Origin of the sequence: Massilia aurea, from assembly GCF_024753205.1 — a bacterium.
GTDB lineage: Bacteria > Pseudomonadota > Gammaproteobacteria > Burkholderiales > Burkholderiaceae_D > Telluria > Telluria aurea.
On the sequence record NZ_JANUGZ010000004.1, the window covers coordinates 831,828 to 854,612 of the forward strand.

Here is a 22,785-nt window from a genome sequence, read left to right on the forward strand (position 1 = left end):
TTCGGGCGATAATGGTGGCTTCGCCGCCATGATTGTCCGATTCGCCCATGCATTACGATTACGCCGACCTGACGCACAACTTTGACTCCGGCGCCCTGAAGCGTGGTCACGATTACGCCGATGACGGCCATGTCCTGGTCGCGCAGTGGCAGGCCGACCGGCTGATTGGCGAAGTCGCCGGCAGTGGCGGGGCGATCTACCATCAGACCATCCGCGTGTTCACGCGCCGCGAGCAAATCAACTTCGACGGCCGCTGCACCTGCCCTGTCGGCTACAACTGCAAGCACGTGGTGGCTGTCCTGATCAAGGACATCGAGTGCCGCGAACGCGAAGCCCGGCAGGCCCCCGGCGCGGCCAACGCCGTCGCACAGCACTGGCTCATGCAGCTCTCGCAGCTGAGCCAGATCACGCAGCCGGCGCTGTCGGGCACGGGCGCCGTGACCATACTGGCCTGGGTCCTGGTGCCGGATCTGCACGGCCACTCCCGGCTGCACCTGCGCAAGGGCCGCCAGGGAAAGCGTGGCGGCATCGGCGCCAGCTCGGGCGACGTCAACCATCACGGCCTGCTGCGCGATCCCCCAGCCTGGATCGCGACCGGTGACGTCGAGCTGCTGCGCCAGTTTGCCGGCCTGGCGGCGGCGTCGGGTGGCCTGGGTGTCGCCCGGCCGCAAGGCGCGCTGGGCGCACGCCTGCTGGCCCAGCTGGTCGCGCAAGACCGGCTGCTGCGCGCCCACACGCCAGAGGATCTGGCGCGCGGCCGGGTCGCGCCGCTGCTGGCCGGCCCGAAGCGCGCGGCCGTGATCGACTGGCATCCACTGGACGGCGATCCCGATGCGCTTCAGCTGAGCTGGCAATTTGCCGGCGGCGGCGCGCGCGAGCAGCAGATTCCCAACGAGGTACTGCCAACCGAACCGGCCTGCTACATCGATGGCGACCTGATCGGCGAGCTGACGCTGCCGGCTTTACTGGCGCCCTTGCCGCTGGAGATGCTGCTTGGCGCGGTAGAGCAGGCGCCGCTGCTGTGGCCCGAGCACCGCGCCAGCGTGGCGACGCGCATGGCCGAGCTTGGCCTGGATGGCGTGTTCCCGCTGCCCCAGGTGCTGGAAACCAATGAGCGCAGCGACGTGGCGCCGGTGCCCCTGCTGGTGCTCGACAGCATGCTGGCCAGACAGCGCGGCGACTACCGCTGGTACGACCATGCCACCTTGATGTTCGACTACGACGGCTGGATCGCGGAGCCCGACGACGGGCCGGTGCTGCGCCGCGTCGAGAACACCAGGGTCCAGCTCATCGTGCGCAATGCCGCGCTCGAGGCGGCAGCGCGGGCGTTGCTGACCGGGCTCGGGTTTGCCGAACCGCCACCCGACTCGCCACTGCTTGAACTCCCCGGCGCCTTGCAGCTTGCCGACGAGGCGGCCTGGGTCGGCTTCGTACGCGATGCGCTGCCGCGCCTGGAGGCGGCCGGCTGGCAGGTCGAGATCGATGAGGATTATCGCTACGATCTGGCCGAGGTCGATGACTGGTATGCCGAACTCGATGAAGAAGGCGAGGGCGGGCAGGCCTGGTTCGCGCTCGAGCTGGGCATTGTGGTGAACGGCCAGCGGCACGCGCTGCTGCCCTTGCTGCTCAAGATGATCCGTGCTGCACCGCAGGAGTTCGACCCGGTGGCCCTGGCTACACGTCCCGACGAGGGCGACCTCGTGATCGAACTCGACGACGAAACACGTGTGGCCGTGACCTGGGGCCGCATCAAGCCCATCCTCGTCACGCTGGGCGAGCTGTATTTCAACGAGCGCATGGGCAGCCGGGTGCGCCTGCCGGTGATGGATGCCGCGCGCCTGGCCGAGCTCGAGCGCGCCGCGCACCTGCGCTGGATGGGCGGCGAGCGCCTGCGCGCACTGGGCCGCAAGCTCAACGATTTCGACGGCATCCGGCCAGTTGAACTGCCTGTTGGCCTGCAGGCCGACCTGCGGCCCTACCAGCGCAGCGGCCTGGCCTGGCTGCAGTTCCTGCGCGAGTACGAATTCGGCGGCATCCTGGCCGATGACATGGGCCTGGGCAAGACGATCCAGGCACTGGCCCACATCCTGGTCGAGAAAGAAGCGGGGCGGCTCGATCGTCCGGCGCTGGTCGTGGCGCCCACGAGCCTGATGCCCAACTGGCAGGCCGAGGCGGCCCGCTTCACACCTGGCCTGCGCGTGCTGCTGTTGCACGGCAAGGAGCGCACGGCGCTGTTCGATGGCATTGGCGACGTCGACGTGGTCCTGACCACCTACGCGCTGCTCGGACGCGACGAAGTGGCGCTGCGCGGCCACCGCTATCACCTGTTGATCCTCGATGAAGCGCAGTACATCAAGAACAGCCGCAGCAAGGCGGCGCAGACGGCGCGCCTGCTCGACGCGCGCCATCGCCTGTGCCTGACCGGCACGCCGGTGCAGAACCATCTGGGCGAATTGTGGTCGCAGTTCCATTTCCTGATGCCGGGCTTGCTGGGCGACGAGCGGGGCTTCAACACCGTGTTTCGCAAACCGATCGAGCAGGGCGGCGACATGGGCCGCAAGGACCTGCTGGTGCGACGCCTGAAACCGTTCATGCTGCGCCGGACCAAGGACAAGGTGGCGACCGAACTGCCGCCCAAGACCGAGATCATCCTGCCGGTCGAGCTCGGTGGCGTGCAGCGCGACCTGTACGAAACGGTGCGCGTGGCGATGGACCGCAAGGTGCGCGACGAGATCGACCGCAAGGGCCTGGCGCGCAGCCACATCGTGATTCTCGAGGCGCTGCTCAAGCTGCGCCAGGTATGCTGCGATCCGCGCCTGCTCAAGACGGGCGCGGCGGGTGGCTCGGCCAAGCTCGAGGCGCTGATGGAACTGCTCGATACGCTCATCAGCGAAGGACGCAGGGTGCTGGTGTTTTCGCAGTTCACGAGCATGCTGGCGCTGATTGCCGATGAACTCAACGCGCGCAGCATCGCCTACGTCGAACTCACCGGCAGCACAGTCGACCGCGCCGCACCGGTCGCTGCGTTTCAGGCGGGGCAGGTGGGCGTGTTCCTGATCAGCCTGAAGGCCGGCGGCGTGGGCCTCAATCTCACGGCGGCCGATACCGTCATCCACTACGATCCGTGGTGGAATCCGGCCAGCGAAAACCAGGCCACCGACCGCGCCTGGCGCATTGGCCAGACGCAGCCGGTGTTCGTCTACAAGCTGATCGCGCGCGGCACGCTGGAAGAAAAAATCCAGGACATGCAGCGCCGCAAAGGCGATCTGGCCAATGCCCTGCTGGCTGGCGATACCGAACTGGCGCCCGCCATCGGGGCCGAGGACCTGCGCGAGATCTTCTCACCGGTCGAACACGCACGGCCATAACGCAACAGGCCCGCTAGAGTGGCGGGCCTGTCAGGATGGAACTACCTTGCGGTCTTTAGAGCTTAGGCTTTTTCGAGATGCGAAGCGAGCTGGCCGCGCAGTTCGTGACCGCTCGAGTGCGTGTAATCCTTGTTGAGCTCATGCGTGATCAGCGCCTTGACCTGCGGATCGATTGCGGTGCGCAGCAGGCCCAGGAACTCGGGCGATGCGGACACGATCAGATGCTGGTACTGGCCCTTCTGGTGGCCTTGCAACAGGTACGCGGCGACGTCCTTGGCAAACTTTTGCGCTTCGTGTTCGGCTGGCGTGACGGCTGGCTGATAGTCGCTGCCCGGCGCGCCTGCTTGTGCCGCATGCTCGAAGCCGCCGCCCTGGCCGCCACCGATATTATGGCCGCTATTGCCGGCCGAGCGTGGGCTCAGGCGGTCGGTCACGATGTCGCTGACGCGCCCTTGCGCAGCAGGATTGACCATGTCTTCCACTTCTTGCAGCGACTTGGCAGACTTGGCATCGGCGAAAATACGTGCACGACCGGCATTGGCCGCGATAATCCAGGTTGTAGGCATAGAGTCTCCTGTTTGAATGGTGAGTGAGCGCATCTGGCGCTGCGGAGCCCGGGCCCCGGCTGGCGCGATGCGCGTGGAGGCCATCGCCGGCAGTAACGGACACGAACGACGCACAGCATCGGCCCGCGTTCCCTGCCTGGCGACAAGTGATGATTTAGTATAGCCCTGTCAAAAAATCCACGTCGCACCGCGTTCCTGCCGTGCGCGCCTGACGAGGTGGCGAGATACCAAATGGATCAATTTACTGGTGGACGTGCAGTAGCGTACTGAACGGGAACGCTGCAGGGCGCAAGATGGACCCATCGACACTGCAAACACGGAAGGAACACTATCATGGGTAAATTTTTCATTGGCTGGCTCCTGGGCATCCCGGTCGTTGTACTGGTCATCCTGTACCTGATCTTCTAATCGACGATCGCGGTAGCAGCAAAAAAAAACGCCACCTTTCGAGGTGGCGTTTTTGTTTGCACGCTTCACGGCGCCTGGCGCCGTGAAGCAATTTATCCAACGATTACCAGCCGATATCCTTCAGCAGTGGCAGCGTCAGATCCTGCGGTGGCGACACCGACAGGGTCAGGTCCGAATTGATGCTTGGTTCCATCAGCAGGTTTGGCGATGCCGTCACGTCCCAGTGCGAGACCGACGAGCCCGGCGCCAGCGTGGCTGGGGTGTACAGCAGCGGACGACCAAGCGAATCGGCGCCGGCCTTGCGGGTTGGATCGGTCGCCAGCGACGCGATCACGACGCCAGGCTGCGAACGCGTACCGTATGGCTTGGCAGCAGCGACTGCGGCTTTCAGCGCATCGCCAGCAGCTTGCGTAATGCCGGCCGACGGGATGGTAACGGTTGGATCGGTGCCGCCCGGTGCGACGTCGCCGGCAACGTTATTGGCCAGCAGAACACCGACTGCACCAGCGTTTTGTGCATTCTTCACCTTGACGGCGAAGCCGCACGCGCCGCGGCTGATGATCGGCACCTTGCCGCGGACTGCTGCGACATTGGCGGCATTGAACGGTTCGCAGCCAGGACCGATTTCACCATCTTGCGGCGTGATCGTGGCCAGAGCGCCGAGCGAGGCGACGGCAGGCAGGGTCGGACCGAAGGTCGACGCCGTATAGCTGATGACCGGCAGCACGCCAGTTGGCGCAGCCGCTTTCAGAATCGGCTGCGAGCGCAGGATGCTGGCGCCGGCGACCGAATTGGCGCCGGTCCAGGCCAGGCCCAGCGGGTTGATGGCCGAGACGCGGCGTTCGGCTGACGTCATGTTCAGCCAGCTCTTCTTGGCCGTGTTGTCGTACATGAACTCTTCCCAGACGCTTGGCAGGCCGCCATTGGCGACATACCCCGAGCCAGTTGCACTGATGCGGTAGCCAGTCGAGGTCTGCACGCTGACGACCGAGAAGCCCAGGCCGTGGCCCAGTTCGTGCAGCAGGGTTGCTGCGAAGTTCACCTGGCCGCCGGCATTGCCGTCCAGACCCAGGTAGAAGCTGCTGCCTGCGAGGCAGTTCGGCTGGCCGAGGTTGACGTTGAACTGGGTCTTGATGTCGACGTTGCCATAACCGGTGCCATCGTCAGGGATGCCATTGGTCAGGTTGACACCGGCCAGCTTGTTGGCCAGTGCCGCTGGATACCAGGTGTTTGGCTTGCCGCCTGGGAAGTTATTCCAGATGTTCCAGGCGCCGGCGCTGCCCAGCGTGGCCGAGGTGGCGGTGCAGTTCAGTGCTTCCCAGCCGGCCGACACGGTGATCGTCACGTTACTCTGGAGATTACGTTCCCAGATATCGGCAACGTAACGATACACGTTCATGCGTTGCTGGCCGAGCGTGGTGCCGTTATTGCCGCCAACCGGCGCCACCGGGGTCGGATCGTTGAAGCCGAAACCGGCCGCATCGCGGCTCTGGATGGTGATGGTTGCAGCTTGTGCGGCGATGCAGGTCAGGATGCTGGCGGTGGCCAGCACGGTGCGTGCAGCGGTGAGCGAGAAGGATGGTGTGCGCATGATTACTCCGTGACAGGCGTAATGGTGTGAACGTGGCCGGTCGAATCGGCATTCTGGGTGTCGCCGTGCGTGACGCTGATGCTGCCGTCGGCGTTACGAACCGCTACCGACGAGGTCAGGAATTCATCGGTCAGGCGGGCGCCGCGCGCGCCACTGCTGTGGGATTTTTGCAGCGTTGCTTTCGGTGCGATGCGTGCGTTGGCCTTGACGGACTGCGCTTTCAGCGCGACTGCTTCGGCAGGGGTGGCGCCGCGCAGCTTGCCCGTTTCGGCATCGCGCACGACGGTCTGCGACTCATTCGAGACGACAGCTTCCTGGGCAATGGCGGACTGGCCAGCGAAACCCATCAGGGCAAGGGCAATGCCGGCGGCGCGCAGTGCGCGCAGGCCGGTTTGTTGTTTCTGGAACATGACAATCTCCTGGAAAAACATATTCGATGCAAAATGTGCGAAGCGCAGCGCGCTTCGGCGGACAACGTGGCGTGGAGCGCTCAGGCGCGTTTGCGGCGGCGTGCGGCAACCAGGCCCATGGCGCCAGCGGCCAGGATCATGATGCTCGACGGTTCAGGTACGTCGACGACCAGGGAGTCGATGCCGACATAGTTCGCGCTGGCATAGTCACCGGTGTACTGGAAGGCGAAGCGGGCGCTGCCGGCAGTTGGGCCGATATAAGCGAAATACTGCGTCCAGCCGGAGCCGACACTGATACTCGGCATCAGATCGATCATGGCGCCAGCGGCGTCAACGAAGCCAAATGCGATGTTGTCGTCGTAGGTGGCGGCTTCATCGGCGTTAAGCCAGAACGAGACGGTTGCGCCAATCAGGGTCGAAAATTCGGGGGTGTACAGCCAGTTGTTGATCGTGCCGCCGTCCGTCGTGTTGTTGTAGTTCGCGGCGACATAGCTGCGGTCGTCCGAGCCTTCAGCTGCGCCCTGGCCGTTGAAGCCGACACTGCCCTGGAACCAGCCAGTGGCGCCGACCGGAGAACTCTTGTTCTCTGCAACCCAGCCTTTGCCTTGCAGGCTGCCTACATCCTCGAAACCTTCTTTAATCACGACCCCGGCAAATGCCGAGGACATCATTCCGGAAACCAGCAATGCAACAAGTGCTTTCTTCATTCTGATGTGCTCCAAGTGTGTTCGATGAACGGCGCTGTATTCGTGTCACAGCCCCTGTATCGGATGTCGTAACGATCATTCGACGACTGTAAGAGCCTATGCACATTGCGTGCCAGCAAAACAAGGCGTTGATTTCTTTGAAGAATATTTTTACAGATGATTATTTCGTAATTAATTGTAAGATTTTCCGACAAATTTCATACGCTTGTCACATAAATAACGACACTTTATTTTTCATTTACCGCAATCACGCAATTTTGTTGCTATGAGGTAGGTTTAATTGATTTTTTGTCAGCGCTGCATGTGGATAGGAAATTTTCTGATTAAATAAGCGTATTCAACGACGATCCCACCCGGTTCGACACCGTTGCATGCCATAGCGACAAGATAATTTTTAGATAGCTATAATCAATCGGTCGGCGTCTTCGTCCCATTGAAAGAGCTTCATGCGCTTCAGATCCATTCAATTATCCCTGCGGTTCATCGTTCCCCTTGCCCTGGTGCTGGCGCTATTCGGGTACTTTGCCATTCCGTGGATGGAAAATCTCACCCAGCGCTGGTTCGTACGTGACCTGGACACGCGCTCGCGTCTGGTGTCGAGCACGCTGCAACAGCCCCTGCTGACCTATCTCGAAGATGGCTCCGGCGAACGCATCAACGACGCGTTCGAGCGTGCAATCCAGGATGAGCGCCTGTATGCGCTGGCCCTGTGCTCGACCGACGGCATGCTGCTGTACAAGACCTCGACCTATCCGGCGACGCTCGGTTGCCGCGAGGGGCAGGTCAGTAACGAAGAAGATGGCTCGACGTCCAATCCGGTCGTGCGCCTGGCGGAGGGTCCGGTCCATGTCTCCACGCGCGAACTGCTGCAGGACGGCGTGTCTGCCGGCCGCCTGGTGCTGGTGCAGGACATGAGCTTCATCGAGCGCCGCAGCGCCGATACCAAGAAATACATCCTCGGCCTGTTCGTACTGATGGCTGGCGCGATTTCCATGATCACCGTGATCATCGCCCACCTGAGCTGGCATGGCTGGGTGGCCGGCATGCGTGAAATGCTGCGCGGCGAACTGTTGCCGCGCTCGCCACGTCCCGGTGCGACCGAGCCCGTGCCGGCCGAAGGCGACATGGCGCCGCTGGCCAGCGAGTTCCGCGCCATGCTCAATGATTACCAGCGCGAGCTGGCTGCCAGTCCGGTCGAGTCAACGACCTGGAGTCCCGAAACGCTCAAGCTGCTGCTGAACCAGGACCTGGCTGGCGACCAGATCCTCGTGGTATCGAACCGCGAGCCCTATATCCACGTGGCCACACCGGGTGGCGTGAAAGTCCAGCGCCCGGCCAGTGGCCTGGTCACGGCGGTGGAAGCCGTGATGCGCGCCTGCTCCGGTACCTGGATCGCGCATGGCGCCGGTTCGGCCGACCGCGAAACGGTCGATGCCAACGACCACGTGCCGGTTCCGCCCGACAACCCGAGCTACACGCTGCGCCGCGTCTGGCTGTCGAAAGAAGAAGAGCAGGGCTATTACTACGGCTTTGCCAACGAAGGCCTGTGGCCGCTGTGCCATATCGCCCACGTGCGCCCCGTGTTCCGCTCGACCGACTGGGCTGAATACGTGCGCGTCAACCAGCGCTTTGCCGATGCCGTGATCGCCGAAGCGCGCTCCGACAACCCGGTCGTGCTGGTCCAGGATTATCACTTCGCGCTGCTGCCGCGCATGGTGCGTGCGGTGCTGCCAAAGGCGACCATCATCACGTTCTGGCACATCCCATGGCCAAATCCGGAGTCGTTCGGCATCTGCCCATGGCGCGAAGAAATCCTCGACGGCATGCTGGGCAGCACGATCCTGGGCTTCCATACGCCGTTCCACCGCAAGAATTTCCTCGACACGGTCGACCGCTACCTGGAAACCCGCATCGAAGATGAAGCCTCGACCGTCAGCTACGGCAACCAGCTCACGCAGGTCAAGCCGTACCCGATTTCCATCGCGTGGCCTGACGAAATCCCGGGCGAACCCGATATCGCCGCCTGCCGCGCCGAGATCCGCCAGGCCCTGTCGCTGCCGGCCGACCAGTTGCTGGGCATCGGCGTCGACCGTCTGGACTACACCAAGGGCATCGTCGAGCGCTTCGAAGCGGTCGAGCGCATGTTCGAGCTATATCCCGAAATGATCGGCAAGTTCACGTTCGTGCAGATCGCCGCGCCCACCCGCTCGTCGCTGGACGAATACCAGAACCTGGAAACGCGCGTGCGCGGCTTGGCCCAGCGGATCAATGACCGCTACGCCAGCGGCACTTACCTGCCGATCGTGCTGAAAACCGAGCACCACGAACAGCGCCAGTTGCGCACGTACTTCCGCGCCTCGGACGTCTGCAGCGTGACCAGTCTGCACGACGGCATGAACCTGGTGGCCAAGGAATTCATCGCCGCCCGCGACGACGAAGGCGGCGCGCTGATCCTGAGCCAGTTCACCGGCGCGGCGCGCGAGCTGCATGAGGCGCTGATCGTCAATCCGTACCACATCGAAGAAGGCGCCGAAGCGCTGTACCAGGCGCTGCGCATGCCGCGCGACGAGCAGCGCGAACGGATGCGCAGCATGCGCCGCCGCGTGCGCGACTTCAACGTGTACCGCTGGGCCGGTCGCATGCTGCAGGATGCAGCGCGCCTGCGCCAGCGCGAGCGCGTCAAGTCGCGCATCGTCTCGCTCAGCCAGGATCGCGTGCGCAGGGGGGAAGCATGATCGCTGCCAATGACAATCTGCAGGCCGCACTCGATTTGCTGGCCGCGCCCGATTGCGCGCTGTTTCTGGACTTCGATGGCACGCTGGTGGATATTGCGCCGTTACCCGACCAGGTGATCGTCACCGACATGCTGCGCGTCGCGCTGCCGCTGCTGCAGGCGCGCCTGGAAGGGCGGCTGGCCCTCGTGTCCGGCCGGCCCATCAACGAGCTCGACAAACTGCTGGCGCCGCTGACGTTTCCTGCGGCCGGCGTGCATGGGATGGAGCGGCGCGGCATCGATGGCGTCGTGCGCCGCCTGACGCCGCCCGACTTCGCTTTGGTGCGCCAGGCCGCGCAGGGGCTGGCGGCGCGCCATCCCGACCTGTGGGTCGAAGAAAAACATGGCGCGCTGGCGCTGCACTTCCGCCAGGCGCCCGAGTTGCAGGCGCTGTGCACCGACGCGATGCGCGTGGCGGTGGGCGCCAGCCCGGGCCTGTTGCTCATGGAAGGCAAGATGATCGTCGAGGTCAAGTCGAACGCCGTCAGCAAGGGCACGGCGATCCGCGACTTCCTGGCCGACGCGCCGTTTGCCGGTTACCGGCCCCTGTTCATCGGCGACGACACCACCGACGAAGCAGGTTTTGCACAAGTACAAAGTATTGGCGGGATCGGCCTGAAGGTCGGCCCGGGCCCCACCGTGGCCCAGTGCCGCATCGCGTCGGCGGAACAATTGCGCATCGTACTGTCGCAAGCGGCCGCCGCGCCAACCATTGGAAAGGACATACCCCATGAATGATGATTCCCACGAGTCGACAATGAGTACAGCACTACCGAACGTCCTCGAAGCACAGGGCGCCATCGACCCCACCGGTTCGCTCGATTGCGGCGTGATCGGCAATTGCGCCTTCAGCGCCCTGGTCGACCGCATGGGCCGGATGGTCTGGTGCTGCCTGCCGCGCTTTGACGGCGACCCGGTCTTCAATGCCTTGCTCGATCCGAGCGAGAAGGGCAGCCTGTGGAGCGTCGAGCTGGAAGACTTCGCCCGCAGCGAGCAAGTGTATGAGCCGAACACGGCGGTGCTGCGCACGCGCCTGTTCGACAGCGGCGGCAACGGCATCGAGATCACCGACTTCGCGCCGCGCTTTTTGAGCCGCGATCGCATGTTCCGCCCCCTGATGCTGGTGCGCCGCGTGCGTCCGCTGGGCAGCGGCGTGCGCGTGCGCGTGATCATGCGTCCGCGTTTCCAGTATGGCGCCAAGAAGCCCGAGATCACGCAGGGCAGCCACCACATCCGCTATGTCGGTCCCGACCAGACGCTGCGCCTGAACACCGACGCGTCGCTTAATTATGTGATGTCCGAATCGTTCTTCCTGCTCGATCGGCCGCTGAACTTCATGCTCGGACCGGACGAAACGCTGGCCGACGGCATCAAGGACACCGCGCACCGCTTCGAGCTCGAGACGATTTCGTACTGGCGCACCTGGTCGCGCCGCCTGGCCCTGCCGCTCGAGTGGCAGGACGTGGTCATCCGCGCCGCGATCACGCTGAAGCTGTCGCTGTACGAAGACACCGGCGCGATCATCGCAGCGATGACGACCAGCATTCCGGAAGCACCGGGGAGCGAGCGCAACTGGGATTACCGCTACTGCTGGCTGCGCGACGCATTCTTCGTGATCCGCGCGCTGAACAGCTTGTCGGAAGTTGGCACGATGGAAGACTATCTGCGCTGGCTGAGCAATGTCGTGGCGCGCGCCAAGGGCGGGCATATCCAGCCGCTGTACGGCATCGGGCTGGAAGAAGAGCTGCCCGAATCGATCATTGAGCACTTGCCCGGCTACCGCAACAACGGGCCGGTGCGCGTGGGCAACCAGGCTCAGGAGCACTTCCAGCACGACGTGTACGGCAATATCGTGCTCGGCGCGGCGCAGGCCTTCTTCGATCACCGCCTGTTCCGCCGTGCCGGGCATGCCGAATTCGTGCAGCTCGAAGCGGTGGGTGAACAGGCGTTCCGCCTGTACGACGAGCCGGACGCCGGCATGTGGGAGCTGCGCACGCGCGCCCGCGTCCACACTTCGTCGGTGCTGATGAACTGGGCAGCGTGCGACCGCCTGGCCAAGATCGCCGAAGAACTGGACTTGCCCGAGCGCGCCACGTTCTGGGGCGATCGCGCGGAAATCATCCGCAATCGCCTGTTGACCGAAGCGTGGAGCGAAGAGCGTCAGGCGTTTGCCGAAAGCCTGGGTGGACGCGACCTCGATGCCAGCGTGCTCCTGATGGCCGAGATCAACTTCATCGATCCGATGGATCCGCGCTTCGTCGCCACCGTCGACGCGCTGGAAAAATCACTGTGCGACGGCCCGTACATGCGCCGCTATGAAGCGCCGGACGACTTTGGCAAGCCCGAAACGGCCTTCAATATCTGCACGTTCTGGCGCATCGATGCGCTGGCGCGGATCGGCCGCGAGGACGAAGCACGCGCTGTGTTCGAAGCGATGCTGGCGGCGCGCAACCACCTGGGCCTGCTGTCGGAAGACACGCATCCGGACACCGGCGAAATGTGGGGCAATTTCCCGCAGACGTATTCGATGGTTGGTCTGATCAATTGTGCGATGCGCCTGTCCAAGCCGTGGAACAGCGTCGTCTAACTGCATAGGCGTCATGGCCGGGTCATAATCGGCCTTCACACTTCGTCGCATCACCTTGCGATGGAGTGTGCATGAAGCAGAAATCTTCGCCTGACCGGATGGCAGCGTTGGCGCAGGCCGGAAAGCGCCCCTCGTGAAAGAGGGCGAACTCCAGCGCAGCATGGCCGGCAAGACCATCGTCCTGCTCAGCGTCCCGGCTGGCGCCGGCCACACCCGGATCGCCGAGGCGATTCGCGCCTGCGCCGCAGCCGAACACCCGGACGCCACCGTCATCCACCTGGATGCGATGGCGTTTGCCACGCCGCTGCTGCGCAAGGTTTATACCGACTTCTATCTGCGCCTGATCACCCGCGCGCCGGGCTTGTGGCGTTATATCTACCGCTGGACCGATGCGGCCAAGCCGGATGGCCTGGTCAGCCGGCTGCGGCGCCGGATCGAGCGGCATGCGTGCCGCATGCTCACCGATGAAATTGCGGCACTGCAACCCGACGCGATCATCTGCACCCATTTCCAGCCGGCCGAAGTACTGTCGCAGCAGATCGCTGCCGGAAAACTCACGTGCCCGCTCTGGGTACAAGTGACCGATTTCGACCTGCACCGCATGTGGTTGCAGCCGCACGTCACCGGCTATTTTGCCGCCAACGACGAGGTGGCGTTTCGCATGCACGAGCAGGGCGTCGCCGCGCATGCCATCTATGTCGCCGGCATTCCCACGATGCCGGCGTTTTCAACCACCCACGACCGCGCCGACTGCGCCAGAACACTGGGCCTGAATCCGGCGCTGCCGACCTTCCTGCTGATGGGCGGGGGCGCCGGCCTGGGCGGCTTGCACCGCGTGGCGCAGCAGTTGCTGGCGATTCCGGGCAATTTTCAGCTGATCGCGCTGGCCGGCAAGAACGCCGCCGAACTGGCCGCGCTGGAGCAGCTGGCCGTGCGCTTCCCGGGCCGGCTGGCGCCGCACGGGTACACCGACCGCGTCGAGCGCCTGATGGCGTGCGCCGATCTGGTGATCACCAAGCCGGGCGGCGCGACCACCGCCGAATGCCTGGCGATGGGCGTGCCGATGATCGTCAATGCACCGATCCCTGGCCAGGAAGAACACAACGCCAATTATCTGCTCGAGCATGGCGCCGCGCTCAAGGCGGTCGACCTGGCCACGCTCGACTACCGCATCCGCTACCTGATGGCGCACCCGGAAAAGCTGGCCCGGATGGCAGCCTGTGCACGCGCCTTGGGCCGCCCGCAAGCTGCGCGCCACGTTGTCGAGACTGTCCTGGTGCAAGCCGCCCGCAAAAGTGATGTTGCCCATGTTTGAATTAGCTGATGGCGCCAGGCTCGTGGCGACCGTGTGCGCCGTGCTGGCGCTGGCGTATCTGTTCGCGCGCGTGGAAGTGGAAATCGAAGGCGAGGCCGGCTGGGCGGCGAACCTGCCGACCTGGCGCATCGAGGAGCATCTGCTGCTCGACATCTTCTGGGGCGGGCGCGCGTTGACCGGCTACCACCTGTGGATGTTCTCGTTCATCGGACTGGTGTTTCACTTCCCGCTGTTCTTCATGGGCCAGTGGTCGTGGCAGCTCGAGGCGACGATCATGGCGTCGATCATGCTGTTCTGGATCGTCGAGGATTATCTGTGGTTCGTCATCAATCCGGCCTTCGGCTGGCGCCGCTTCAAGCAAGTCCACGTGGCGTGGCACAAGCGCTGGGCGCTGGGCGCGCCGATCGATTACTGGCTGTTTGGCGCCATCAGCGCGGTGCTGTTCTGGTACGGCGCCTGAGCCAGGTCGAGTGCATGGCGCACGCGATCGCATAACTCGCCCGAGGTGCGCGAAATCAGTTCCGGGGGAATCGCGAACTTGTTCGTCAGGCGATCGTAATCTTCAAACCCGTACGAGACCATGAACGGGTGCATGCCGGTATGGGCCGCCGCCGTAAAATCCTTGTGCTCGTCGCCGCAGATATAGCCGCGCGCCGGATTGACGCCGAAGCGCTCGCGCACGGCGCGAAACGATGCCGTCTTCTTGTCCTTCAACGGAATATGCTCCAGAAAATCCAGTGCGCCGATATCGATGTCGTGACGCAGGAATAGCTGGCGCAGCGTTTCCAGGGGCTCGATCGTGATATTGCGCGTGACGATGCCCACCGTGATGCCGGGCGCGGCGATCAGCTCGCGGATCAGGTCGGGGATGCCGTCATACAGCCGGGCTTCTTGCCGGTAAATGTCGGTCAGCGTGTCGACCAGTTTGGCGCGGCTGTTCTTGCGCAGGTTTTTCTTGATAATCGACGGGAATTGCTTCAGGCCGCCCACGTACTTGAGCAGGTGGTGCCGTTTCTGGAATGCCGTTTCGGCGCCGAGCACGCAGCCATGCTGGTTGAAGGCCATGGCGATCGCGGAAAATGCATCGATGGTGGTGCCATCCGCGTCGAGAATGAGAAGCCGTTTATCGCTGTTGTACATGTGCAGCGCTCCCGATGCCGTTGACCGGACCGGCCTGTCAACCCTGCCGGTGCTCACTGTGCACCATCATCGGATGCTGTCATGACAGGGGTATGACAACGAGCGTGCTGACTTGCTTACGTGGCTGCGAGGTAACGGTCCAGTTCTGCATGGTCCAGCAGGCTGTCGCCCAGACGTGTCGTGGCGATCAGGCCGCGTGCCTGGACCAGGTCGTACCGCAGGCAGGCGCGCAGCGTATCGAATGCGCGGTCATTGAAATCGGGCCGTGTTTCGTCGATGGCAATGTCGGTGCTGCTGAAGACGACGGGAACGGGCGGCGTGTCGATCGATTTCCCAAACACGGCGTCGACGAAACGGCGGCGCGCGTCGGCATCGTCAAGCCGGCTGACGCAGATGACGGACAGGTCGGACGGCAGGTAGCGTTCCAGCAGCGTGCGCAGCGGGGTGTAGTAAAAGCTGTTGGAGAGGATGGAAAAAAATGGAAACTGTTTGCGCGACAGGTAGAACGCGAGTTCGTACTCGATGCGCTGCATGAAAGTGTGCGTACGAAGATGTTCCAGTTCGCGCCGCGCATAGCCTTCCACGATCACGTGCAAACGCCGTGGAAAGTAGGCCTGGTAGATACGGATCACGGTGGCCGAAAACGTGCTGGCCTCACGCGGCGCGCGACCTGTCCCGCTGTGTTCGGATTGATACGATGAAAAATAGTCCCGTGCCTGATCTCCGCCCAGCGAGTCGAGCTTGAACATCTTGTAGAAGCTCCACATCCGCTCAAACCCGTTGCGCAGGCACAGGACCAGCCGCGTATCGTGCTGCGGCAGGCGCTGCACGGTGGCCGGATCGAAGGCGTAGCCGGCGCTGGCGTCGAGCAGCGGCAGACTGGCCTTGCGCGAGCGCGCCGCGTGCGGCTCGTCGTTTGCGTATAGATACGGTTCTTTTTCGCCGGGCACGCGGTCTTCGGCCAGGCCATTGACGACCATCCATTCCGACAGCGCCGTGGTGCCGCATTTGGCGACGCCGACAATGAATACATGCTTGATCGTCATCGTTCATCTCCCGGGAAGCGGTTGCGTCATCAGGCGATAGTCTTACACACGCACTGCTGGGCGGCGTGTGGCGAACACCGACTCGGTACACTGGCATCCTCCAGACCTTATCGAGGCAAGCATGCGTTCCATGGATTTCAGTTCGTGGCAAGGTGCGATGACGACCATCATCGGACTTGCCGTCATCACCTTGCTGGGTGTGGGCATTCGCCTCATCATCATGCAGACGATCCAGCAGCGGCGCGAGCGCATGAACCGCCAGATCAACGAGCGGCTCAAGACGCTGATCGCGGCCTACCGCACGCTGGGCGGCTCGTTCACCGGCCAGCTGACGGTCGACCCGACCCATTTGCGCGACCTGCACGAGCGCGCCCGGGCCGGGGAGGGGGCACCAGCAACGGCCGAGGAAACCTTCAGCTCCGAACGGTCACGCCGCATGCGCGACGCCGTCGAGGCGGCGCTGGCGGACATCCTGCTGCTGGGGACCGAAGAGCATTGCCGGCTGGCGGGGCAGGCTGCAGCCGACATGGCGGCTGGCCGGCCGATCCACACGGCGGATCTGGTGATCAGCCTGCGCGGCTTCATCCGCAGCGCGCTGGACCTGGGGCCGATGCCGGCCGATGTGCTGATTCCGCTGCAGGGACCGACGCGCACCCAGGGCGGCGCGGCGCGTGGCAAGGGCGAGGCGGGCGGTAACCGGGGCGGTGGCAATGGCGGCGGCAATGCCGATGGCGGCGGCGGCGGTGGCATGGCCATGGGCCTGGGGCCGGGCCTGGGCCGCAGGGATGCCGATCAGGCCGGCTGATGCGCCCCTGATCCGGTAAGCGCTGCGACCGCCTTGGCGGCATACATCGCCTTGTCCGCATGCGCGATGAGTTCTTCACGATTGCCACCGTGCTCGGGATAATGCGCGACACCGACGCTGACGGAAATCTGCAGCCGGTGCCCGTCGCCCAGATCGACCGGCGCCGCCAGCGCCAGGTGGATCTTGTCCAGGACCCGCTCTGCATCGGCCGCCAGCACGATGTCTTCCAGCAAGACGACGAATTCATCGCCGCCCAGGCGCGCCAGCGTATCGCTGTTGCGCAGGCAGGCAGAAACACGGCGCGCGACCTCCTGCAGCAAGCGGTCGCCACAGGCGTGACCGAAGCTGTCGTTGACCTGCTTGAACCGGTTCAGATCGATGAACAGCAGCGACAGGCGCTCCTGCTGGCGCCGGGCATGCGCGAGCGCGGTGTTGAGGCGGTCGTGGAACAGGCGCCGGTTGGGCAGGCGGGTCAGCTCGTCATGCAGAGCCATGAAACGCAGTTGCACATGCAGTTGCTTGCGTCCGATGGCTGCGGCGAGCTGATCGGCGACGAACACCAGCAAGTCCCGGTCCTGCGTCCGGTACGGCGCGTCATCCGGGCCGTTGCGCAGCGCGATGACGCCGACGACGCCGTCGGTCGTGGCTATCGGTACGGCCAGCGCGCCGCCTGCGAGGGTCGCGGCGGCAGCCCGCAATGGCGCCGGCAGGGCGTCCTGGACATCGGGCGCAAGCAGCAGTGGCGCAGCACACTGTGCCACTGCCTCGCACAGCAGCGGCATCAGGGTGGCGTCGCACGGAGCGCCGTCGTCCACGAGGTAGGCGAAGTCGATGTCCTGGCCGGCCTTGTCGCACAGGGCTACCGCAAAGCAGCAGGCAGGCAGGAGCTCGTGGACGATGGCGTGGCTGCGCTCGAACAGGTCTGCCAGGTCATCGCTTGCGTGGGCCGCTTCTGAAATCGCATACAGCACCGACTGCATCGCCTGCGCCTTCTTGAGGGCGGTCACATCGCGCGCGACGGCCACGCGCAGCTGGTCGGCCTCGGACCAGCGCGCCGACCACATGATATGGACGATGCTGCCGTCCTTGCGCACATACCGGTTTTCAAAGTCGGTATGGGCATGGCCATTCATGATGTCCTGCGCCGCAGCGAGCGTGCGCTCGCGGTCGGCGGGAGCGACCAGATCGACCACGCGCATGCCGATCATTTCCTGCGGTGTATAGCCGAAGATGTTCACACCGGCCGCACTGACGTACACGAACCGCCCACCGGCGTCGACCATGCAGACGGCGTCGAGCAGCAGGTCCGTGAAGTTGGCAATCGGGGCGCGGACAGTGTATTCCATGAACATATTCTAAATGACATTTGATCTGGAAATATGGCGTGTCAATACGGGTGCGGGGTCATGTGTATGGGATGCCCGTTCAGGTAATCACGAAAGACATCGGTAGGAGTATTCCGGTTTCGAAGAAGCTTGCTGATCTGATAGCAATTCAGGCAGCTGACTAGCGCAAAATAAAGTTCGCACAGGATGTTTATCCACTTCAAAACTACACCATCGACAGGGTCGTCAGGCGCAGCCAGCCTGCGCATCATCGGGGCAGCGCCGTTCTGCTGCGCAGGTCAAGAAGGAGTCAGGCATGTCCAAAACAAGCAAGGCCACGAACAATCTGCATCACGTGCAGAACCAGTGGGGCGGGACGTCGACGCAGTGGCATGAAGGCGGCATGTGGATCATCGGCGCACGGCCCGGTCAGCACGTCGTGGCGCTCGACCTCACGTCGAGCGACAACGGCAAGACGCTCACCGGACAAATGAAATACGCAGGCGAAGGCGCCATCGGCTTTCGCGCCACTCTGACCCAGAGCAACACGTACATCGTCGAAAACCAGTGGGGCGGTTCGTCGGCGCCGTGGCATCCGGGCGGCACGTGGGTGATCGGCTGCCGCCCTGGCCAGAGCGTGGTCGCCATCCATGTCGAGTCGGGCGACAACGGCGCCACGCTGAAGGGAACGATGACCTACAGCGGTGAAGGGCCGATCGGTTTCCAGAGCCAGGCGAGCGATGGCGCCGTGTACGCTGTCGAAAACCAGTGGGGCGGCGGGTTCGCGCCCTGGCACCAGGGCGGCATCTGCGTGCTCGGTAGCCGCGACCAGGCCGTGCTCGCGGTCGACCTGACGTCGATCGATGGCGGCAAGACCCTGACCGGCCTCATGACGTATGCAGGCGAAGGCCCCATCCGCGTGCGCGCCACGGCGGTCGCTGGCAACAACTACCAGGTCGAAAACCAGTGGGGTGATACGTCGTCGGCATGGCATCCGGGCGGCGTCTGGCTGATCGGCTGCCGCGCTGGCCAGCATAGCGTGGCGCTCAATGTCACGTCCGGCAACCAGGGTAACAACCTGCATGGCGGCATGACCTACAGCGGCGAAGGCGCGATCGGGTACCGCGGTACGGAATTGCCAATGTAATTGCTACGCCACCGGCCGTTCGCCCGCAGGTGGCATGGCCGGTGCGTTGTTCACATCACGCCGCGCCGGGCAGCGGCAGCGGCGTCACCGTCACCTGCACGTCGAGCTCCTGCTTGCCCCCGCCCAGCACGATCCCCCGCATCGGCGTGACGTCGCTGAAGTCGCGCCCCCAGCCCAGCGTGATGTGTTCATGCTGCACCAGACAGCGGTTGGTCGGATCGAAATCGACCCAGCCCAGCGCCGGACAGAACACCGATACCCACGCGTGCGAGGCGTCGGCCCCGATCAGGCGCGGCTTGCCTTCCGGCGGGTGCGTCAGGATGTAGCCGCTGACATAGCGTGCCGGCAGGCCGATGCTGCGCAGGCAGCCGATCATCAGTTGCGCGAAATCCTGGCACACGCCGCGCCGGCCGCGCAGCACCTGGTCGAGCGGCGTCGAGATGTCGGTGGCCTTGCTGTCGAATTCGAAGTCGTCGAAGATCCGGTGCGTCAGGTCGAGCGCCGCGTCAAGCTGCGGTCGGCCCGGGACGTAGCTCTCGCGCGCATAGGCTTCCAGTTCCGGGAACAGGGCGACGTGGGGCGACGCGTACAGGTAGCGGCAGGCTTCCAGTGTAGCCGCGCTTTTTTCCTTGCCCATCATGTCGCGCACGCTCTCCCACGACAGCGTGCCGGCGATCTGCGCCAGCGTGTAGCGCGCGCGCAGCGAGACCGTCGATTCGGCGTGCACCAGCAGGCTGTCATGGGGCACGGTCAGCGCCACGTGGCGCGTGATGTTGCCGAAGTAATCGACGCCTTCGTTGCTGTCGTTGATGACCGGGTCGAGCCAGATCAGGTGCGACTCGGTCTGCTGGCACGAAAACGAGCGCGGCGTCAGGTGCAGGTATTGCTGCGACAGCGTGACCATGCTGTTGTACTTGTAGCGCGTCTCGTGCACCACGCGATAGCGCGCGACCACATCGGCGCCCACGGCGCCCGGCAGCAAATCGGTCATGAGGTACGGTTCCTTTGCCGGCCGTTGGCGGTATAGCTGAAAAACTGGACGCCGATCTGTTCGGACAAGGCGGCACTGGCCTGCCCGATGCGGCTGAGCAGGTCGCTGAGCAGCGCGTTGCCATGCTTCAGGTCGACCCCCGGATCGAGCGCCGTCAGCTCGGCCTTCAGTGGTGCCAGCAGGTCCAGGCCCCCGGCGCCCTGGGCCTGCGTGACCTTGCCCAGCGTGCCGATGATGCCGTTCAACTGGAACACGATCGAGCGCGGATTGGTTTCGTCCAGCAGCAGCAGGTCGAGCACCGGCAGCCACTCGGGCTGGGCACGGTAGCGGGCGCGGTAGGTGATGATACTGTCGGACAGTTCGAGCACCCAGTCGAGATTGCCGTTTTCGTCCATCGCCAGTGCGCGCTGCAGCACGACCGCCTGGAACTGCAGGCGCTCGAGGCGCCGGCCGATCGACATGAAGCGCCAGCCGAGGTCGCGCACCATGCCGTCGAGGGCAAAGCCGGCCAGCGTCATCAGCGCCGCGGCGGCATCGTCGAGAATCGTCATGACGCCCGACTGCGACGGCCGCTCGCCTGGCGGGGCGACCGGCTGCACCATGCGATTCAGGGCGCGCCAGTTGTCGACCGAGAAGCGTTCGTGCAGCTGGCCGGCGATCCGGTGCAATTGCTGCTGCTGGCGCGCGAGGCCAGGAACGGCAGGCGAGACGACCGCCAGCAGTAGCGCCGATTCGATCTCGGCATCGGTGAAGATCGGGGCCGGCAGGGCGCTGGCCGTGCCCGGCAACTTGGCCGAGCCCACCACGGCCGGCGTGCCCGGCGCGGCCGGCTTGCGCTGCGCATCGAGCAGGCCGAACCAGATGCACAGGGCCTCGACGGTGGGCCACTCGGCGCCGCGCTGGTCGAAGCGCACATTGAACAGGATATTCAGTGCGACCCGCAGCAGGCGGCAGATATTGTCGCTGCGCTCGGCATGGCGCCCGAACCACAGCAGGTTTTCGGCCACGCGGCTCGACAGGTTGCTGTCTTCGCGCACCAGGTCTTCGCCCGTGATGCTGCTCTTTTGCAGGCGGTGCGTTTCAACGCGGGCGCGCGCCTGGACCCAGGTGTCCTTGCTGGCGCCACCCATCTGCATCGTCAGCACGCGCGCGTCGGGCCCGGTGGCCACGCGGGTCAGGCCGCCCGGCATCACGACATAGCCATTCGGCGTGGCGCAGGCAAACACGCGCAAGCCCACCGCGCGCGCCTGCAGGCCCGGCGCGCGGCCATCCTTCCACACCGGCGCCTGCGACAGGCGCACCAGTTCCTGCGCGATGTAATGGTTGGGATTGGCGCGCAGATTGGCAATGAACGCCGCGCGCGCTTCGCCGTCGAGATCCTGGCCGAACACGGCCGGCTGGCCCGGCATCGCGCCACTTGGCTTGATCACCAGGCGATCGAGCCTGGCGACTACTGTTTCGAGCGCGGCCGGTTCGCCGCACCACCAGGTGGCCACCGAGGGCATCTTGAGCGGCTCGCCCAGCAGGCGCTTGGACAGCGCCGGCAGGAAGCCGAGCAGGGCGCCCGACTCGAGCAGGCTCGAACCGAGGCTATTGGCCACCACCACATTGCCGCGCATGGCGGCCTGCGTCAGGCCAGCCACGCCGAGCAGCGAGTTTTGCAGCTCGAGCGGATCGCACGATTCGTCGTCGACCCGGCGCATGATCACGTGTACCCGGTGCAGCCCGGCCAGGGTCTTGATGAAGACGACGCCGTCGCGCACCGTCAGGTCGCCCCCTTCGACCAGCGTCAGGCCCAGGTAGCGTGCCAGGTACGCTTGCTCGTAATAGCTTTCGCTGCGCGGGCCCGGCGTGAGCAGTACGATCAGCGGCATTTCGCCCTCGCGCAGCGGCGCCGGTTTGTCGCCATGGGCCGCGCACAACCGGCCCCAGTGCACCAGGCTGTCGTGCATCGTGCGGAAGAACGGCGACACCGGCTGCACCTTCAGTTCGCGCAGCAGGTCGGGGAAGGTAGGGGCGATGATGGACCGGTTTTCAAGTGCATAGCCGGCGCCCGACGGCGCCTGCGTGCGGTCGGCCATCACCCACCAGCGGCCATCGGGCGCGCGCGCCAGGTCGACCGCATAGAAATGCAGCGCCACGTCGTCGTGGTGACGCATGCCGTGGCACGGACGCAGAAAGCCCGCGTGGCCATGGATCAGCGCCGGCGGCAGCAGGCCTTCACGCAGCATCGCCTGCTCGCCATACACGTCGCCCAGGATCTTGTTGAGCAGCGTGGCGCGCTGGATCACGGCCGCTTCGATGCCGCTCCATTCCTCGTGCGGCAGGATCAGGGGCAGCACGTTCAGGTCCCACTGGCGCGGCCGGGTGCCGGCGTCGGCCAGCACGTTGTAGCTGACGCCGTTTTCACGCACCTGGCGCTGCACCATCTCCAGACGCTGGCGCATCATGTCCGGTGCTTCGTGCTCCAGGTTGGCCAGCATCGCACGCCAGTGCGCGCGCGGCGCCTTGTCGGCGCCCAGCATTTCATCGAAACCATCCGGCGCGGCCAGATAGTGGGCAAGCAGTTGATTGGGCATTGGCGTGCAGCTTTACGGTTGAAACGA

17 protein-coding genes are annotated in these 22,785 nt (G+C 64.5%); 8 read left to right on the forward strand and 9 right to left on the reverse strand.

What is annotated here, in order from left to right; genetic code table 11:
- Nucleotides 1–47 precede the first annotated feature (47 nt).
- Nucleotides 48–3,368 carry a DEAD/DEAH box helicase gene (locus NX775_RS18770; RefSeq protein WP_258837335.1) on the forward strand — a complete coding sequence of 1,107 codons (3,321 nt, stop codon included), beginning with the start codon at nucleotides 48–50 and terminating at the stop codon, nucleotides 3,366–3,368.
- Between the two features lie 62 nt (nucleotides 3,369–3,430).
- Here NX775_RS18770 and NX775_RS18775 read toward each other — a convergent pair whose 3' ends face one another.
- The 4 genes from NX775_RS18775 to NX775_RS18790 all read right to left on the reverse strand — a co-directional run bounded on the left by NX775_RS18775 (nucleotide 3,431) and on the right by NX775_RS18790 (nucleotide 7,050).
- The gene (locus NX775_RS18775) at nucleotides 3,431–3,934 is read right to left on the reverse strand and encodes a host attachment protein (RefSeq protein ID WP_258837336.1); all 504 of its coding nucleotides are present in this window, start codon (nucleotides 3,932–3,934) and stop codon (nucleotides 3,431–3,433) included.
- Between the two features lie 511 nt (nucleotides 3,935–4,445).
- Complete coding sequence (locus NX775_RS18780; RefSeq protein WP_258837337.1) at nucleotides 4,446–5,933, reverse strand: PA domain-containing protein; 1,488 nt, start codon at nucleotides 5,931–5,933, stop codon at nucleotides 4,446–4,448.
- A 2-nt stretch (nucleotides 5,934–5,935) separates the two neighbouring features.
- Entirely contained in the window at nucleotides 5,936–6,343 is a 408-nt protein-coding gene (locus tag NX775_RS18785) for a post-PEP-CTERM-1 domain-containing protein (RefSeq protein ID WP_258837338.1), read from the reverse strand.
- 80 nt (nucleotides 6,344–6,423) lie between these two features.
- On the reverse strand, nucleotides 6,424–7,050 hold the full coding sequence (locus NX775_RS18790) for a choice-of-anchor J family PEP-CTERM protein (RefSeq protein WP_258837339.1): 627 nt from the start codon (nucleotides 7,048–7,050) through the stop codon (nucleotides 6,424–6,426).
- 446 nt (nucleotides 7,051–7,496) lie between these two features.
- Here NX775_RS18790 and NX775_RS18795 point away from each other — a divergent pair, with 446 nt between their 5' ends.
- The 5 genes from NX775_RS18795 to NX775_RS18815 all read left to right on the forward strand — a co-directional run bounded on the left by NX775_RS18795 (nucleotide 7,497) and on the right by NX775_RS18815 (nucleotide 14,185).
- The gene (locus NX775_RS18795; RefSeq protein WP_258837340.1) at nucleotides 7,497–9,785 is read left to right on the forward strand and encodes an alpha,alpha-trehalose-phosphate synthase (UDP-forming); all 2,289 of its coding nucleotides are present in this window, start codon (nucleotides 7,497–7,499) and stop codon (nucleotides 9,783–9,785) included.
- Complete coding sequence (gene otsB, locus NX775_RS18800; protein WP_258837341.1) at nucleotides 9,782–10,561, forward strand: trehalose-phosphatase; 780 nt, start codon at nucleotides 9,782–9,784, stop codon at nucleotides 10,559–10,561. The genes NX775_RS18795 and otsB overlap by 4 nt, the downstream gene beginning before the upstream one ends.
- A gap of 19 nt (nucleotides 10,562–10,580) precedes the next feature.
- Complete coding sequence (locus NX775_RS18805) at nucleotides 10,581–12,410, forward strand: glycoside hydrolase family 15 protein (protein ID WP_258837342.1); 1,830 nt, start codon at nucleotides 10,581–10,583, stop codon at nucleotides 12,408–12,410.
- A 160-nt stretch (nucleotides 12,411–12,570) separates the two neighbouring features.
- Complete coding sequence (locus tag NX775_RS18810; protein ID WP_307732347.1) at nucleotides 12,571–13,725, forward strand: MGDG synthase family glycosyltransferase; 1,155 nt, start codon at nucleotides 12,571–12,573, stop codon at nucleotides 13,723–13,725.
- Nucleotides 13,718–14,185, forward strand: a complete 468-nt coding sequence (locus NX775_RS18815; RefSeq protein WP_258837344.1) for a hypothetical protein — start codon at nucleotides 13,718–13,720, stop codon at nucleotides 14,183–14,185. The genes NX775_RS18810 and NX775_RS18815 overlap by 8 nt, the downstream gene beginning before the upstream one ends.
- On the opposite strand, the gene NX775_RS18820 is transcribed toward NX775_RS18815, so the two are convergent.
- Together NX775_RS18820 and NX775_RS18825 are read right to left on the reverse strand one after the other, a co-directional pair.
- Nucleotides 14,134–14,865: an HAD family hydrolase gene (locus tag NX775_RS18820; RefSeq protein WP_258837345.1), complete on the reverse strand. Its 732-nt coding sequence runs from the start codon at nucleotides 14,863–14,865 to the stop codon at nucleotides 14,134–14,136. The two genes, NX775_RS18815 and NX775_RS18820, sit on opposite strands and share 52 nt — an antisense overlap.
- A gap of 116 nt (nucleotides 14,866–14,981) precedes the next feature.
- Nucleotides 14,982–15,911 (reverse strand): sulfotransferase family protein, encoded by a 930-nt coding sequence (locus NX775_RS18825; RefSeq protein WP_258837346.1) that lies wholly within the window; start codon nucleotides 15,909–15,911, stop codon nucleotides 14,982–14,984.
- Between the two features lie 121 nt (nucleotides 15,912–16,032).
- On the opposite strand from NX775_RS18825, the gene NX775_RS18830 reads away from it, so the two are divergent.
- Entirely contained in the window at nucleotides 16,033–16,716 is a 684-nt protein-coding gene (locus NX775_RS18830; protein ID WP_258837347.1) for a hypothetical protein, read from the forward strand.
- On the opposite strand, the gene NX775_RS18835 is transcribed toward NX775_RS18830, so the two are convergent.
- Complete coding sequence (locus tag NX775_RS18835; RefSeq protein ID WP_258837348.1) at nucleotides 16,704–18,062, reverse strand: diguanylate cyclase domain-containing protein; 1,359 nt, start codon at nucleotides 18,060–18,062, stop codon at nucleotides 16,704–16,706. The two genes, NX775_RS18830 and NX775_RS18835, sit on opposite strands and share 13 nt — an antisense overlap.
- Before the next feature lie 295 nt (nucleotides 18,063–18,357).
- Between NX775_RS18835 and NX775_RS18840 the strand changes: the two genes are divergently transcribed.
- Nucleotides 18,358–19,188, forward strand: a complete 831-nt coding sequence (locus NX775_RS18840; protein ID WP_258837349.1) for a lectin OAA family protein — start codon at nucleotides 18,358–18,360, stop codon at nucleotides 19,186–19,188.
- Nucleotides 19,189–19,243: 55 nt separating this feature from the next.
- On the opposite strand, the gene NX775_RS18845 is transcribed toward NX775_RS18840, so the two are convergent.
- Nucleotides 19,244–20,179, reverse strand: coding sequence for a transglutaminase family protein (locus NX775_RS18845; protein ID WP_258837350.1), 936 nt, complete (start codon nucleotides 20,177–20,179; stop codon nucleotides 19,244–19,246).
- On the reverse strand, nucleotides 20,176–22,758 hold the full coding sequence (locus NX775_RS18850) for a circularly permuted type 2 ATP-grasp protein (RefSeq protein WP_258837351.1): 2,583 nt from the start codon (nucleotides 22,756–22,758) through the stop codon (nucleotides 20,176–20,178). The genes NX775_RS18845 and NX775_RS18850 overlap by 4 nt, the downstream gene beginning before the upstream one ends.
- Nucleotides 22,759–22,785: the final 27 nt, after the last annotated feature.

Coding starts and splice junctions, on each gene's coding strand:
- NX775_RS18770 (WP_258837335.1), top strand. CDS start 48: ATGCATTACGATTACGCCGACCTGACGCACAACTTTGACTCCGGCGCC.
- NX775_RS18840 (WP_258837349.1), top strand. CDS start 18,358: ATGTCCAAAACAAGCAAGGCCACGAACAATCTGCATCACGTGCAGAAC.
- NX775_RS18835 (WP_258837348.1), bottom strand. CDS start 18,062: ATGGAATACACTGTCCGCGCCCCGATTGCCAACTTCACGGACCTGCTG.
- NX775_RS18815 (WP_258837344.1), top strand. CDS start 13,718: ATGTTTGAATTAGCTGATGGCGCCAGGCTCGTGGCGACCGTGTGCGCC.
- NX775_RS18805 (WP_258837342.1), top strand. CDS start 10,581: ATGAGTACAGCACTACCGAACGTCCTCGAAGCACAGGGCGCCATCGAC.
- NX775_RS18810 (WP_307732347.1), top strand. CDS start 12,571: ATGGCCGGCAAGACCATCGTCCTGCTCAGCGTCCCGGCTGGCGCCGGC.
- NX775_RS18850 (WP_258837351.1), bottom strand. CDS start 22,758: ATGCCCAATCAACTGCTTGCCCACTATCTGGCCGCGCCGGATGGTTTC.
- NX775_RS18790 (WP_258837339.1), bottom strand. CDS start 7,050: ATGAAGAAAGCACTTGTTGCATTGCTGGTTTCCGGAATGATGTCCTCG.
- NX775_RS18795 (WP_258837340.1), top strand. CDS start 7,497: ATGCGCTTCAGATCCATTCAATTATCCCTGCGGTTCATCGTTCCCCTT.
- NX775_RS18785 (WP_258837338.1), bottom strand. CDS start 6,343: ATGTTCCAGAAACAACAAACCGGCCTGCGCGCACTGCGCGCCGCCGGC.
- otsB (WP_258837341.1), top strand. CDS start 9,782: ATGATCGCTGCCAATGACAATCTGCAGGCCGCACTCGATTTGCTGGCC.
- NX775_RS18775 (WP_258837336.1), bottom strand. CDS start 3,934: ATGCCTACAACCTGGATTATCGCGGCCAATGCCGGTCGTGCACGTATT.
- NX775_RS18830 (WP_258837347.1), top strand. CDS start 16,033: ATGCGTTCCATGGATTTCAGTTCGTGGCAAGGTGCGATGACGACCATC.
- NX775_RS18820 (WP_258837345.1), bottom strand. CDS start 14,865: ATGTACAACAGCGATAAACGGCTTCTCATTCTCGACGCGGATGGCACC.
- NX775_RS18845 (WP_258837350.1), bottom strand. CDS start 20,179: ATGACCGATTTGCTGCCGGGCGCCGTGGGCGCCGATGTGGTCGCGCGC.
- NX775_RS18780 (WP_258837337.1), bottom strand. CDS start 5,933: ATGCGCACACCATCCTTCTCGCTCACCGCTGCACGCACCGTGCTGGCC.
- NX775_RS18825 (WP_258837346.1), bottom strand. CDS start 15,911: ATGACGATCAAGCATGTATTCATTGTCGGCGTCGCCAAATGCGGCACC.